Below are 15,633 nucleotides of genomic sequence, written 5' to 3' on the forward strand. Positions count from 1 at the left end.
CTGCCAGACGGATTTAATGAAAGAGGTTGTGCCGGTCAGTGGTGCGGGAATTTCCGGTTTTTTGCCCGATATTGATTGGGGGAAAGACCAGCTTTCTTTTTGAAGGCAGTGCTGAGATACTCCACATGCTCAAACCCTGTCCGTTCCGCGATCGTGGCCAGATTCAATTCCGTTTCCGTCAGCAACTCTTTGACCCGGTTCATGCGCACCCGGATGATTTCCTCATGCGGCGTGTGTCCCAAAATCTTTTTGAAGAGGCCTTCGAATACGCGGCGCGATAGCGGCACAACCTTCAAAACCGCCTCGATGTTAATTTGTTCGTGGGCATGTTCCCGGATGAAGCGTACCGCCCTGGCAATATGCCGGTCCTCGATGGCCAGCACATCCGTGGACTGACGGGTGGCCACCCCGAGCGGAGTGATCAAATGCGCTGTCGGCGGCACCTTCCGGCCTGACATCATCTGATCCAACAGCGCCGCCGCTTCGTAGCCGGTGCGCTGGGTGTTGGGGATGACGCTGGAGAGCGGCGGAGACGAAAGATCGCAGAGCAGCGTGTCATCATCCACTCCAATTACTGCCACCTCATCCGGCACTGCCAGGCTGGCATTGCGACAGGCATCCAGCACCTGCTGGCCCCGAATGTCGTAACACGCCATGATTGCCACCGGTTTCGGCAATTTGACCAGCCATTGGGCAATTTCAGCAACCTGGTTTTCCAATGGTGCCACCGGCGAAATGGTTGAGCGATAGTGTTGGCATTCGCGGCCCGCCTGATGAATGGCCTTTTCAAAGTGTTCCGCACGCCAGTTGGACCAGTTGAAACGGGCATCGCCACAAAAGCCGAAATGTTTGAAGCCGCGATCGAGCAGATGCTCGGCCGCCAGTCGGGCAATATCCCGGTCATCCGTTTCGACCCAGGGCAGGGACGGCAGCATCCGTGCCGCACTCACATCCACGGCGGGTAGACCGGAGGCTGCGACAGAGCGCGCAATTTCCTGGTTTTCGATGCGGGCAATAATTCCATCCCCCTGCCAATTTGCCAGCCAACCCGGTGGAATATCCCCTCGACCTTGTTCGGGAAGATAAAATGACCAGCGGGAATTTTCGCGAATATACCGGACAACACCTTGGAGCACCCCTCGTGCGTAAGCATTCGAAGTTTCGATTAATAGCGCGACTTCCCTGCGTTTGCTCATGTAATAACTTGCGGAACGATCATCAGCCACCAGTACCCATCAAGCCACGATTTTGAATATTTCATGTCGTCCACTCCCAACCCGAGCGTTCTGGCGCAGCCTGAATGGGGAATTTCGTAACTATCGAATAACAGCAGAAGACCATGGCAGTCAATGGCTTTGTCGCCCACGTCCGCCCGTGGTGCAGGTGGGCGAAAAGTCTGGCGGTGAAAAAGCTTAAAAGATTTGCGCGAAAGCTCATTCACAAACTCCCTCCAAATCCTTTAGCTTTACTGCGATCCCAAAAAGTAAAGTTCTGACGCGAGTCAGTGTCTGCGACTATTCAGCAGCGCGGACATGGCGTCATAATTGGAAGAAATCTTAGGCAAATGAAATATTGGCTTTTGAATCGTCTGCCATCGAGTCCAAAGGAGAACGCTTCTTCACCGTCGTCCAGACGCGGACGACAGGGATTTACCTTGATCGAACTGCTGGTCGTCATCGCCATCATCGCCATCCTGGCAGGCCTGCTCCTGCCCGCCCTCGCCAAAGCAAAATCGAAGGCCTACCGGATTTCCTGCCTGAACAATCTCCGCCAGGTTTCGATCTTCATGCAGCTCTATACGGACGACAACCATGAAGTCTTTCCGGCGCATCGTAATCAAAACCAACCGGACGACCATACGACCGCACTCACCAACTGGTGGGGCACCGCCATTATTGGCTACGCCAATACCCAATCCAACCTCTTTCATTGTCCCGCCTTAAAAGGCAAAATAGTGACTTATGGCCAAACCTGGCAGTGGAATTTCGACTGTGACAACGTCGGTTATGGTTACAACGGCTTCTTCCTGGGACATCATCCCTATACTGCAGGCAGCATCACCGTGGCGGGAATCGTTTTTACTTTCGATACGGAATTTAAACGAACTGCCGTAGTCCACCCGAGTGATAGTTTATTAATTGGCGATAAAAATCCAGTGCCGGGCGATCTCTGGGCCTCCAGCCTTTGGTGGCCGAACGCCTGCATGGACCCAGACCCGTCCAAGAGCAACGGCGCCCATGAAGGAATAGACCCCGTGCGCCATTTGGGGACAGGTGTCGTGGTTTTCAATGACGGTCACTCCGAAGCCCGCAAGGATCAATTTATCAATCCACCGTCGGACCCGGGCAGTTTTAATAATACAACCAGCCTGATCAACTCCCGGTTCTGGGATCCCATGCAACGATCGCCCAAATAATCATTGGCACCAGTGAAAATCCATTCCCTGACGAAATAGACATTTTAAATCTCCCACCTCAAACCTACTCGTATGAAAAAAAACTCTAAAAACCCTGGCGCTACGTCGCCTGCGGACCGTCGAAACCTACCGGGCAACCTTCCCAAAACGCTGACTCGTTCCCTGGCCGTCGCATTTGTGCTGCTGACGGCGGCTTTACCAACCCGAGCTGGCGTGGCCTTGAAGCTCTATTACGATCCAATTCCAGGAAACACGGTCAGCAATCTAACCAGCAATCCGATTTTCCCCAGCGCGCCCACCTCATACGAAGTGCTGGCCAACGGCCTTCAAGAATCAATAAATATTGGTGATACCTTCGGTGCCTGGACGCGGGGGTTCATCGAAGCACCGCAGACGGGCCTGTATACCTTCTCCGTCGCCAGCGACGATGAAGGGCAGTTGTGGTTAAGCACGAATTCCAGTCCGGCTGGTCTGGTCCAGATTTGTGAGAATCAGACCGCTGTCGGCTATGCCACCTATTCTCAAAATCCGGGGCAAAAATCGGCCTCGATCCCGCTGGTAGCCGGACAAAAGTATTATTTCGAAATGTTCCACCAGGAAGGGATTGGCGGGGATCATTGCGAGGCCTCGTGGACCCTGCCGGATGGGACATTTGAAACGATAATCTCGGGCAACCACTTATGGCCATTCCCGGTTGATTTAGCTGATCCAACTTATCCTTCGCTGGCCAAGGCCCCCGCGGTTTTGACTGCCTACAACGGAGTAGGGGTAACCTCACTGCCCGGCTCCATCAGTGTCGAGGAAGGTCGGCCCGTGGATTTGACCGTGACGGTTGAAGCCAGTCAGCCAGCTTTCGTGCAGTGGTATAGCAACGGTGTTGCCATCGCCAATGCCAATCTTTTGAACTATCATATTCCGGTGGTTCCATTGGCTGCCAATGGCGCTGTTTACAGCGTCATCATCACGAATTCCCTCGGCCAGGACACGGCCTCGACAACGGTCTTTGTCTCCCAGGATACCGTCGCGCCAAACCTGGTGGATGCTCTCAATCTGGGCAATCCCACAGGCGATGTGGCCGTGATCTTCGATGAAGCAGTCGATCCAGTGAGTGGTACCACCCTGGCAAATTATTCCATAAGTGGTGCGACCATCACCAGCGCCCATATTGGCACTACTCCGAACATGATTCTGCTGCGAGTTTCCGGGACATCGATTGGCGCCACGCTTACCGTAAACAACGTTCACGACCTGGCCGCGTCTCCCAACACAGTGGCGGCGAATAGTTCGGTGGTGATCGATCAAAATTTACATACCTGGCTCCGGTTGGATGAAGCCACAGGTACGAGCGTTGCAGACTCCTCCGGCAACAACCGTAATGCCACCTTTGTGAACGGTGCCGTGCCTGGTTATACGGGAAAAGTTTTGCGGGCGGCGAAATTTGACGGTCTGGCTGGATACGTGGGATTGCAAACTGGTTATAATGATTTTTCACAGGGAATGACGGTTGCGGTTTGGGCCAACCCCACCAGCACCCTGACGGCCTGGGCTCGATTCATCGATTTCGGCAATGGGCCGGATAACAATAACATCATCTTCGCGCGCAATGGGAACAGTTCTGACCTCACGTTCGAGGTGCGTGTGGGAGTCGCCAGCGGCGGCCAGGTGACAGCTGGCGGTGCCATAGCGTTGAACCAGTGGCAGCATTTCGTGGCCACCCTGGACAACGCTGGAAACGTGACACTTTACAAAAATGGTGTAGTGGTTGCCACTGGAGTCACTGGTGTGCCGAACGTGGTGAATCGCACCAACTGTTTTGTCGGGCGCAGTGACTTTCCACAGGATGGATATTTCCAGGGTAAAATGGACGACGTCCGCATCTACAACCGGGTGCTGGGGCCGGAAGCAATCGCCGCCCTGGCCAGTGGCGGTGGGGCGGATGATTCCAGCCCTTCGATTCCACCAGTTTCCATTGTAGCCACCACGCCATCCACGGCTGAGAAAGCAACTCCACCCGGCGTTTTCACGGTCACCCGTACCGGCAGCACCAGCAGCTCCCTCTCGGTTTCCTACGTTATCGGAGGAACCGCCACGAACGGGGTCAATTATACGGCGCTGACCAATCCTGTTGTCATTGCGGCTGGCACCACATCGGCAGTGGTTCAAATCAAGCCAATCGACTTTTCCTTTCAGCAACTTTCCGAAACCGTAAATCTCACCCTGGCTGGCAATACGAATTACACCATTGCTGATGCGGACAACGACACTGTCACCATCCTCAATAACGACGTGAGTCCGGGCGCATCCATTGCCCTGGCCGACAATGCGCCCTCAGCCGCTGCGCTCACGACTGTTGATGTCTGGTTCAACGCGTCAGTCACCACGCCGACAGCCACCAATCTGGCAAATTACACGTTGAACAACGCGCCCGGCTTGAGCATCACGAATGCAACTTTGGGCAATCGCAATCTGCGCGTGGTGCTGGGAATTTCCGGGGGTCTCGTGCCGACCAATGCGACCTTATCGGTCAGTGGAGTGCAGGATCCCGGCGGGAATAGCAGCACCACGAATGTGCCGATTCGAGTCCGGTTGCCAGCCGCGAACTTGCTGGCCAATATCTATCACGCATCTGCCACGCGCAGTGTTGACTTTGCTGGCGTCAACAACGGGCTGGTCAACACCACAGCCAATGGGGGCGGGGCGAACGGTTTCGACACGTTTGGCGGCGCGGCGAATGCTGTGCTCACGCAATTCGGAGGAATGCTCTATCCCTCCTCTGTGGATATTCGCGAAATCAAGGTGGATCTCGGCCAGCAATTTAGTGACGGCGGCAACTGGAAGGTCCAGCCGAGCGTTTACATTCTGAAAAATCCCGTGGACTCCAATTCGACCCGGCCGGAAGCCGATACCAATGATTGGGTTCTGGTTCCTGCCAATCTCATTAGCGGCAGCCAGTTCCCCGCTACGGGAGTGGACGCCAATCCATCGCCCAATACGCCGATCGTATTTGACCTTTCCGGTTTGACGGCAGGTCAAAGAACCGGTTATGGCTGGGCTGTGGGCGGGGCGAAAGGAGACGGAGCCAATGGATTTCTTTCCTTCACCGAAATGCGCGCCTACGGCTTCCCCGGAAGTAATTCAGTGATGTTCGTGCAACAACCCACGAATGTGACAGTAATTGCCGGGCAACGAGCGATTTTCTCCGGGGTTCTAAATACCAACCTGCTCGCGATCAACTACCAGTGGCTGCGGGATGGTGTGGCCATCGATGGGGCCACCAATGGGACCTACACCACAATCCAGACAACGACAGGCGATAATGGAGCTCACTTCAGCTTGATTGCGAGCAATGCCTTGCTTTCCATCACCAGCCAGGTGGCGGTATTGTCGGTAACGCCCCGCACCACACCTCCAGTGGTAGTTGCTGCCACGATGGACCAGCTTGGCAATATCGATGTCTGGTTTGACGAGCCGGTTGATGCGGGAAGCGCGCAAAACAGCGCCAACTATGTGCTTAACGATCCTGCGTTGTCGATAATCGGCATCAGCCAGGATTCGTATCAATTGCGCGTAGGCTTGACGGTTTCCGGAACTCCAAGCGTCTCAAGCCTGACCCTTACCGTTTCGAGTGTGATGGATATTTTTGGCAACACCCTTGGGACGCAAACGGTGCCTCTGTTTTCCGAGAGCTGGCCAGCGCTGAACCTGGTGGCCAACCAGTTTCATCAGGGGCGGGCGGTCATGTTAAGCGCGTTGACTAACGGAGTGGCTCAATATGCCAGTGCGGCCAACACAGACAACGCAGATACCTTTGGAGGCAATTTGGGACTGAGTGATTTTGTGGGATTGATTTACAGTCAGCCTCAAGTATTTGGAGTGGTCAAAGTTGATCTTGGCCATCAATTTGCAGATGGCGGTGACTGGTCGGCACTGCCCACTTTGTATGTGCTGAAGAGCCCGCAGGACCCTGGTCAAACACCTCCGGAAACAAGCGCCAACTGGGTGGCGGTGCCGGCCAAGCTGGTCAGTGGGAACATCTTCTCGTGGGAAATTGATGCACCGAATGGCAGCGCACCGGTCAACAGCCCGATAGCATTTGACCTGTCGCATCTGCCAGCCAGCCAGCGCACCGGTTATGGTTGGGCAGTGGGTGGTGTGCCGGGGAATGCGTTGGCTTCGGCCAAGACCGGCATTGCGCCAGCCGCTGAGTTCCTTTCCATATCGGAACTGAGCTCGTTCGGAGTTCCGGCGAATGCCTACACTAATGTCGCTGGCGCGCCGCAGATCCTGCTGGATGTTGCGCCCCTGTCGCAGACGTACCCAAGCGGATTACCGCTTACCTATTCAGTGTATGCCACCGGAACGCAGCCAATCTCCTATCAGTGGAAGTTCAATGGAACCAATCTCACCGATAATGGCCACATCAGCGGCGCGCACTCCAATCTATTGACCATTGGACAGGTATTCGCCAATGATGCAGGGACCTACCAATTGTTCATGACCAACAGTGCAGGAAACAATGCCAGTGCCGTCGCAACCCTGGCGGTTTCCAGAATTGCCCTCAACAATGGCAGCGGCTGGACGCAAAACGGCGGTGCTGTAATCAGTAATAATGTCCTGTCACTGATCGATGGTCAGGGAAACGAAGCTCGCAGCAGCTTCGTGAATTATCCGCAATACATCGGAGCGTTTAGAGCTTCGTTCACCTATCAGGATCTGGGTGGTGGCGGGGCTGACGGAGCTACGTTTGTGATGCAGAATTCGCCGGCAGGTGCATCAGCACTCGGCGGCGGTGGCGGTGGTTTGGGTTACGCCGGAATCATCCCAAGTGCGGCTTTGGAATTTAACATCTACGGTCCGAATACGCCGGGAATTGCCTTGCGCAGTAATGGAGCGACTGGGACGCCGTATGCACCTACGACTCCCGTCAACATTGCCAGCGGGGATGCGATTGGGGTGAATCTGAATTACGACGGAACTACGTTGTCATTGACATTGACTGATGCGGTAGCAGGCGTTTCGTTCAGCACCAATTACATCGCCAATCTGCCATCCATCGTTGGCACGAATACGGCTTATGTTGGCATCACTGCCGCCAGTGGTGGTGTGGCTTCGACGCAGAACGTAAGCAACTTCTTGTTTGTCAGCCTGCCGGGATTATCCGTTCAGACCACAGGCACCAACACGTACGTGTTCACCTGGCCTGCTTCTGCCGGAGGCTTTGTGCTCCAGCAAAACACGACGATTGGCACCGGGAGTTGGGTGAATGTGACCAGTCCGGTTACCCAGATTAACGGCCAGAATCAGGTGGTGGTGCCCATCGCTGGCGGTAACCGTTTTTACCGCCTCAGTCTGCCGTAAGGTTTGTTTGTAAAGTTGGTGATCATTGCGGTTTAATGGCCATGGGTCGAGTTGGCGGGAGCGGTCAAAAGCTTCCACCACTTTTCCATTGCGACTCAAGATGTTTTTCACGCAGCAGATTGAAGAGACAAAGCCGAGCGCACGGTTGACAGGCCAATATTTTTTTATGATGGATCGTCGTGGATGGATTACATGCGGGCTGGTTGGTTCTTTTCTCGTCGTCGCCAGTGCTTTTGCCCAGGTCAATGTGCTCACTTACCACAATGATAATGGTCGCACCGGACAGAATCTGAACGAGACAATTTTGACGCCCACGAACGTCAATCAAACGACATTTGGCAAGCTTGGTTCCTATACTGTGGATGGTCAAATTTATACCCAGCCGCTGTACGTTTCGAATCTGCTTCTTCCCGGCCAGGGCACGCATAATGTGGTTTTTGTCGCCACGCAGCACAACACGGTTTACGCGTTCGATGCGGACAGCAACGCCGGGCCGACGCGTGGATTAATCTGGCAGACAAACCTGGGGCCATCCGCGATCACGCCGAACAATGATTTTGGCAATCGTTATCAGCCTTATCCGGACATTCGGCCGGAAGTGGGCATTACGGGCACGCCGGTTATTGATCTCGCTTCGGGCACACTCTTTGTCGATGCCTTCACGCACGAGGGCACAAATTACTTTCATCGGCTTCACGCGCTCAACCTTACCAGTGGAACGGAGCAACCGAACGGCCCGGTCGTGGTCACCGCTTCCATTCCGGGAGTAGGAGCGGGAAGCATAGGAGGGCGGCAAATATTCAATGCCCGGCAGCAACTTCAACGCTCTGCATTGACCCTCGCCGGCGGCATTTTGTACGTGGCATATTGCGGGTATGGCGATACCGATCCATATCACGGCTGGGTTATTGGATTTAATCCGGCCAACCTTCAGCAGCTTACCAACTATGTTTTCAACACGACTCCCAACAGCGCGACGGGTGCTTACGGCACGAATGCCGGTGAAGGCGGTATCTGGATGGCAGGCGGCGGGTTGGCGGTGGATGCCAATACGAATTTATATTTCGAAGTCGGTAATGGAATTTTTAATGCCACGAATAATTCGGGCGGAACCGAGTATGGCGATGGTTTCATCCGGCTTTCGACTACCAACCGGCTGGCGGTGGCGGACTATTTTGTCCCTTACAATCAATTGGCCTTACAAGCCGCTGACAAAGATCTCGGTTCGGGCGGGTTATTAATACTTCCTGATCAACCCGGGGTTTTTCCGCACTTAATGGTGGGCTCCGGTAAGGAAGGAAAAATGTATTTGATGAACCGCGACCTGATGACCACGGGCAATAATCATTATAATGCCACCGGCACGGTGGATTATGTCCTGCAGACGATTACCGGGCAGATAACCGGGTCGTTTGACACTCCGGCCTATTTCAATGGAAGAATTTATTATGTGGGCACGGGAGACAAACTGAAAGCCTTTGCACTTAATAACGGGTTGCTGGTCGCCAGCCCTGTCTCTGTGGGACCGCGCACATTCGGATTTCCTGGCTCAACACCGAGTGTGACCGCCAACGGAACCAATAACGGGATCATTTGGACTCTGCAGATGGGAAGCCCGGCGGTGTTGGCTGCCTATGACCCGGTGGATTTGACGACGGAAATTTATAATAGCACCCAAGCGGCGGGAAACCGGGATCAGCTTCCCAGTGGCGTCAAATTTGCCGTGCCTACGATCGCCAATGGAAAAGTCTATATCGGCGGGCAGTATGCCTTATCCATCTTCGGCATTCTCGCTGACACTAATTTATTCACCTCGCCGGATATAGCGCCGCAGGGGACGGCAATTCTTGGTGTCAAGGATACCATTAGCAGCGGCACGGAGACATCGCTGGTTCATGCCGGTGTAATCGGTGCCATCAATGATGGCGATTCCTCCACGCGCGTGGACACTTTCAACGGGACCGGCACAAGCACCGCCAGTTTTGTGGGCGTTGTCTGGAATCAGCCGCTTACGAACCCCATTGTTCGTTTGGAATTGAGTCTGGCAATCTTCTTTGACGGTGGCTGGCTGGGCGTCAACGACGCAGGTCCAGGTGCTGGCGGATCACTCTCGGCCACACTACATCTGGTTGAGCCCACGGTGCAGGTCACGACCAATGGTGGAAGCACATGGACCACAGCAGAGCACACGTCCGATTATCTTCAGGCGCTTAATGGACAGCAACTCCCGGCGGTTGTTTCTGGTCCACCCACACACGTTACGGCCAATTTCCAACTCAGCGAACCGCAAGAAGGGATCAATGGTGTTCGGATCATCGGAACTGAAGGGGGCACTGCGAGCGGCGGTTTTCTGGGCGTGTTCGAACTGGCGGTTAAAACCAGCACACCGCAGCCGGTAAAGCTGATGAACGTGGCGATTGCCAGTGGACAGGTCCAGTTCGAGTTCGATTCACAGACAGCTGTAACGCATCTGGTTCAGTTTAAGACTTCGGCCACTGCGGACTGGCAAACGCTAGCATCCATAAAAGGCGATGGCACGCGCAAGCAAGTGACCGATAATCTCGCTGATGCGGAACGCATCTATCGGGTAACCAGTCAGTGAATCAGGCCAAGGTTGTTGAGCTGCCCTCATTGCAGGTTTTTGTAGATACTTCCACAATTTTTTGTTTCTTTAAAAAAACTTTCCAAAAAAACGTTGCGTAGCTATATAGCTACGCATATATTCGTAGCTACATAATGAATTTGAGACGAGACGTATTTCAAGCAATGGCAGACCCGACCAGACGGGCTATACTTCTGTTGGTTGCTTCGCAATCCATGACAGCAGGTGCAATAGCCTCAAACTTTGACACAGCAAGGCCGACTGTTTCAAAACACCTGCAAATACTCACCGAGTGCGAATTGCTTAAACAGGAGCAAAACGGCAGAGAAATATATTATCACTTGAACCCCCAAAAGATAAAAGAAATAGCAGACTTTATTGAACCGTTTCGAAAATTGTGGGACGACAGGTTTAATAAATTGGAGGCCATTATGAAAAAAAGCAGATCAAATAAATAGAATAACATGGAACAAAAAACAAAAATCAATGCCGAGGATGGCAGGCAGGATTTGGTGATAACACGGGAATTTGATTTGCCATTGGAATTGCTTTTTAAAGCGTATGTAGAGCCCGACATTGTTGAGCAATGGATGGGCACGCGCGTGCTGAAACTCGAAAGTAAAAAGCACGGCAGTTACCAATTTGAAACAACCGATCCTAAAGGAAACAAACACAGGTTCAATGGGGTCATTCATGAGTTTGTCCCGAACCGGAAAATCACGCGGACATTTGAAATGGAGAATACGCCTTTTGAGGTCCAGATCGAGTTCCTGGAATTTGAAAAACTCACTGACGACACCAGCAAGCTCAATATGCATGTAGTATACAGATCAGTCGCACTCAGGGACCAAATGCTGCGGCTACCCTTTGCTCAAGGCATAAATATGGCACATAACCGGTTACAAGACATCGCAAGCAAATTAAAATAACATACCATGGCAAAGAGCAGCATGAATCCCAAGGTTGATTTCTTTTTCAGTAAGGCCACTCAGTGGCAGGAAGAATTTGAGCAATTGAGAACCATCGTTGTTGGTTGCGGGCTGACCGAAGAATTGAGGTGGGGTAAACCTTGTTACACATTCCAGGAAAAAAACATCGTTTTAATACATGGATTCAAAGAATACTGCGCGCTGCTGTTTATGAAAGGTGCCTTGTTGAAGGATTCCAAAGGCATTCTCATTCAACAAACGGAGAATGTGCAGGCCGCGCGCCAGATCCGGTTCACCAATGTCCGGGAAATAGTGAAGCTGCAACCGATCCTGAAAGCCTATATCAAAGAAGCCATTGAAGTGGAAAATGCCGGTTTGGAAGTGAATTATAAAAAGACTGCAGAATTCACAATGCCTGAAGAATTGCAAAATAAATTAAATGAAATCCCTGCCCTGAAAACTGCTTTTGCTGCATTGACGCCGGGACGGCAAAGAGGATACATCCTGTATTTTTCTGCAGCCAAACAATCCAAAACCCGGGAGGCAAGGGTTGAAAAATGTATGCCGCAAATTCTCAAAGGAAAGGGATTAGATGATTAGCGATGCCACCAAACGTTCGATTCTTCGCTGGATACATATCGTCTTTAGCATCCCGATAGTCGGCTATATTTATAGTCCGTTTAAAGAATTGCCAAATTACGCCCCGGTTGTTCGGTATGTCGCCATCCCCGTCATTTTCCTTTCGGGGCTTTGTATGTGGAAAGGCCATCTCCTTCGGCGACTTATTGCGAAAAGATCGGGCTAACAAGATCCTGCGGCGAACCCCGACTCAGAGTCGGTCAAATGAGCTTGAAAGTTAGGCGCTAAAACCTGCTTTATGAAAAAACGACCCACATCTGGGAGGAGTCGGAAAGAAATGAAGTCCCCAAAATTTAATTCAATTGAGGAATATTTGGCCTCACTGGACCCTGTGAAAGCAAGGACCTTCAGGTTCGTCATTGATTTCATTCTTACCGAATTTCCAGAACTGGAGTCCAAAATTTCCTGGAACGTGCCTACCATCCACCGGAAAGGGAAGTATGTATTTGGCCTGGCTGCCTACAAAAATCATCTCACATTGGCACCCTGGAGTCCTCGTGTCATTGAAGACTTTAAGGTGAGGTTGGGGAAGTTTGTCGTCTGGAAGAACTGCTTTCAGATCCCTGTCGATTGGGAAATCGACAGAGAATTAGTGAAGGATTTGATCCGGGCCAGACTAGCCGAGCTGGACTAAGAATATCTTTGGCATGCCGTCTAAATCGACGATGTTTTTGAGTTGTGGCTTGATTGGAATGGTATGTCAGGCAGTCTCATGCTGATAAAAATGATTTTAGAGACGAAGCCAGAATACATACGCACCAACCTTTTGTTGAAAGCCAGCCTTTGGCTTGTGCTGGGACTCTTCGGTGTTTTCCCGGCCCATGGCGAAGCATCGTCCGAGGATGATTTTTATGCGCACACTGTCACTTCTGCCAAAGTTCTGCAGCAGTGGTATAACGGACAGGGTTTATGGGATTCCGCGGGTTGGTGGAATGCTGCCAACTGCCTGGAGGCGATTGAAAGTGTCATCGAATCCAATAATGGCCAGGAATATAGCGAGGTCATGCGCACGACGTTTGACAACAACAAGACCAACAATTTTCTTAACGAGTATTACGATGACGAGGGTTGGTGGGCGCTGACGTGGATTCGGGCGTTCGACCTCACGGGTGAGCCTCGTTATCTCGAGATGGCCGGGAAGATTTTCGAAGATATGAAGGGTGGTTGGGATGACCATTGCGGCGGTGGCATCTGGTGGAAGAAGGAGCGTCGTTACAAGAATGCGATCGCCAATGAGCTATTCCTGTTGGTTGCAATTCGCCTGCATCAAAGAACCCCTGACAAGGAAGGAGCCGGCAGTTATTTGGATTGGGCCAAACGTGAATGGACGTGGTTCAAGCAAACCGGGATGATTAATACCAACAACCTGGTCAATGACGGCTTGAATCGTAATTGCGAGAACAATGGGCGCACGACATTCACATACAATCAAGGGGTAATTATCGGCGGTTTGACGGAATTATACAGGAGCACTGCCGACACGAATTGCTTATCGCAGGCGATCGCGATAGCAGATGCGACGGTTAAAATGCTGGTTAATTCCAATGGCATTTTGGAAGAGCCGAACGAGTCAAGAGGGCTGCATGGGGCGGATGTCCCGCAATTCAAGGGCATTTTCATTCGTCATCTCGTGGAGCTTTACGAAGTGACGGGCAATCCGGCCTATCGCGAATTCCTGGTGCGAAATGCCCGCTCGGTGTGGCGCGGCGATCGCGATCAGACCAACGGTTTCGGTGGGCATTGGAGCGGGCCGATTGACGCAGTGGATGCCGTTCGTCACAGCTCCGCCATGAGGGTCATCACTGCACTGGCAGATCCGGTGACCACGAATTTAGTGTTCATCAAGGTGGCTGGCAGTCCTGAGTTTCGACACGAAGTGGGCGCGCCTGTGGGCGCAGCGGGTTGGAAGTGTGATGATGCCCAGCACTGTGGTTATTTTCTCAAAAGCCCGGACTTAACATCGCTCCCGGCAGGCACGCTGGAAGTCCAGTTTCGCCTGGCGATCAGCGCGCTCTCGCGGTCTGAGGCAAAGCTGGCGCGCCTGGAGGTCTGTGAGTCGGATGGGGAAGCAGTTCTCGCGCGTCGGGAGATAAGGTGGAACGAGTTCCATGAGGCAAATCAACCACAGAGTTTTTCCATTGCGTTCACGAATTCCGCCAAAGGTAATCCGGTGCAATTCCGCGCCTACTGGAATCAGGAGTCGAAGTCTCCGGTCATGACGGCCACGGATGTGAGCGTCAGCAATTATCGCAATTGGAGCGCGGCGAACCTAGGGCATGATTTGGGACGGATGGACAGATTCAGTCATTGGTTTGCTGATCCGCTTCGGGATAAGGCTGCCGGCTATCTGGTAAAAGGTCCGGAGACAGCAGACCTGCCTCCGGGCGAATACGACATTTGCTATGAGTTGAAGGTGGACAATTTTAATCGAGACAATTCAACCATCGCGACCATTAGCGTAGTGGACGTTGGAACAAAGAAGATTCTGGCCACAAGAGATTTGCGGAGGGGTGATTTTGCCAACGTATTATACCAAACGTTTGCGTTGCCTGTAAAAACCGTTGCCGGCCAACGATTGGATTTTCGGACATTCTGGCATCATGCACCCACTGCGCCGCAATTGACCCAGCGCAGCGTTGTTATCAAGCCGCGTGTGAGAAATCCATAAGTGAGGAATGGCTCATGCCATGGCAAGCGGAGTTGTTGAACCGGATTGTCGGAGAAACGAAAACATGCCGGCTTGCTTCAATTCCTGCCGCAGATCCTCCTTCTGTTTCGCAGATAAATTTTGCAGGGGCGCGCGGACCGGCCCGCAGTCAATCCCGATCATTTTCATGATTGCCTTGGCAGCAGGCAACCCTCCGTGACGAATCATTATCGAAATAATCTCGATGGCGAAAAGTTGGTGCTGACGGGCAGTGCGGATATCTCCAGCGTTGAACGCCGTCATCAATTGGAGATATACCGGGGCAATATAATTATACGTGCTGCCCACGGCGCCGTTGGCGCCCATGGCTAACGACCCAAGAAGAATTTCGTCCCGTCCAAAAAGAATATTGAATCGCCCCTCTTCAAAATGAACACACTGGCTGTAATCCATCAAATTCTCATGGGTGAACTTGATGCCGGCGAGGTTGGGGATGCGATTGCCAGCGGTCATGAGAAAATCGAGCATGGAGAAATTGATCCCGGTCATGGCGGGCATATGGTAGAAATAAAACGGCAAACTGGGAGCTGCGGCGGCAATCTCCATACAATATTGCACCAACTGTTCCACGTTGGCCGGACGAAAAAAATTGGAACCCATCGTCGCGATGGCGTGCGCGCCAATATGCTCCGCGTGAGCTGCCAACTCGCAGCTTTCCTTCAGGGAGTTATGCCCAACATGCACAATCACCCGCAACTGCGGCGGTGCTGTCGCGACCCATTTTTCAGCAACGAGCAGCCGCTCTTCGGTCGTCAAAGACAATCCTTCTCCCGTGGTGCCGCAAATAAAAGCGCCCTGAACTCCCGAGGCAGACAAGGCGTTCGCCTGGGTTTCGATCATGGGCAGATTAAGGCTGCCGTCCTCCAACATTGGTGTGAAAGGTGCGGCAATAAGTCCGGTCAATTTTGATTTCATATTAGGGTTGGCACTGAAATAATTCTCTGAAAGTATTCCACATCACTCGTGGCAGATTCCGCCTCGA

10 protein-coding genes are annotated in these 15,633 nt (G+C 52.6%); 8 read left to right on the forward strand and 2 right to left on the reverse strand.

Features of this window, described 5'->3' with window-relative positions; all coding sequences use genetic code 11:
* Positions 1 to 35: 35 nt before the first annotated feature.
* The gene (locus CFLAV_RS05665) at positions 36 to 1,196 is read right to left on the reverse strand and encodes an AraC family transcriptional regulator (protein ID WP_007413692.1); all 1,161 of its coding nucleotides are present in this window, start codon (positions 1,194 to 1,196) and stop codon (positions 36 to 38) included.
* A 368-nt stretch (positions 1,197 to 1,564) separates the two neighbouring features.
* Between CFLAV_RS05665 and CFLAV_RS05670 the strand changes: the two genes are divergently transcribed.
* From CFLAV_RS05670 to CFLAV_RS33650, 8 genes are all read left to right on the forward strand, one after another.
* Positions 1,565 to 2,416 carry a type II secretion system protein gene (locus CFLAV_RS05670; protein ID WP_007413693.1) on the forward strand — a complete coding sequence of 284 codons (852 nt, stop codon included), beginning with the start codon at positions 1,565 to 1,567 and terminating at the stop codon, positions 2,414 to 2,416.
* Between the two features lie 72 nt (positions 2,417 to 2,488).
* Positions 2,489 to 7,774, forward strand: a complete 5,286-nt coding sequence (locus CFLAV_RS05675) for a LamG-like jellyroll fold domain-containing protein (protein WP_007413694.1) — start codon at positions 2,489 to 2,491, stop codon at positions 7,772 to 7,774.
* A gap of 166 nt (positions 7,775 to 7,940) precedes the next feature.
* Complete coding sequence (locus tag CFLAV_RS31895) at positions 7,941 to 10,376, forward strand: PQQ-binding-like beta-propeller repeat protein (protein ID WP_150107289.1); 2,436 nt, start codon at positions 7,941 to 7,943, stop codon at positions 10,374 to 10,376.
* Positions 10,377 to 10,510: 134 nt separating this feature from the next.
* Positions 10,511 to 10,834 (forward strand): ArsR/SmtB family transcription factor, encoded by a 324-nt coding sequence (locus CFLAV_RS05685; RefSeq protein ID WP_040547119.1) that lies wholly within the window; start codon positions 10,511 to 10,513, stop codon positions 10,832 to 10,834.
* 6 nt (positions 10,835 to 10,840) lie between these two features.
* Positions 10,841 to 11,305: an SRPBCC family protein gene (locus CFLAV_RS05690; protein WP_007413697.1), complete on the forward strand. Its 465-nt coding sequence runs from the start codon at positions 10,841 to 10,843 to the stop codon at positions 11,303 to 11,305.
* A 6-nt stretch (positions 11,306 to 11,311) separates the two neighbouring features.
* A complete protein-coding gene (locus CFLAV_RS05695; RefSeq protein ID WP_007413698.1) occupies positions 11,312 to 11,905 on the forward strand; it encodes a YdeI/OmpD-associated family protein in 594 nt (197 codons plus the stop codon).
* A 316-nt stretch (positions 11,906 to 12,221) separates the two neighbouring features.
* A complete protein-coding gene (locus CFLAV_RS05705; RefSeq protein ID WP_007413700.1) occupies positions 12,222 to 12,578 on the forward strand; it encodes an iron chaperone in 357 nt (118 codons plus the stop codon).
* 63 nt (positions 12,579 to 12,641) lie between these two features.
* On the forward strand, positions 12,642 to 14,612 hold the full coding sequence (locus CFLAV_RS33650) for a glycoside hydrolase family 76 protein (RefSeq protein WP_007413701.1): 1,971 nt from the start codon (positions 12,642 to 12,644) through the stop codon (positions 14,610 to 14,612).
* Between the two features lie 12 nt (positions 14,613 to 14,624).
* Here CFLAV_RS33650 and CFLAV_RS05715 read toward each other — a convergent pair whose 3' ends face one another.
* A complete protein-coding gene (locus CFLAV_RS05715) occupies positions 14,625 to 15,566 on the reverse strand; it encodes a dihydrodipicolinate synthase family protein (protein WP_007413702.1) in 942 nt (313 codons plus the stop codon).
* Positions 15,567 to 15,633 lie beyond the last annotated feature (67 nt).

Source organism: Pedosphaera parvula Ellin514, assembly GCF_000172555.1.
Classification (GTDB): Bacteria; Verrucomicrobiota; Verrucomicrobiia; order Limisphaerales; family Pedosphaeraceae; genus Pedosphaera.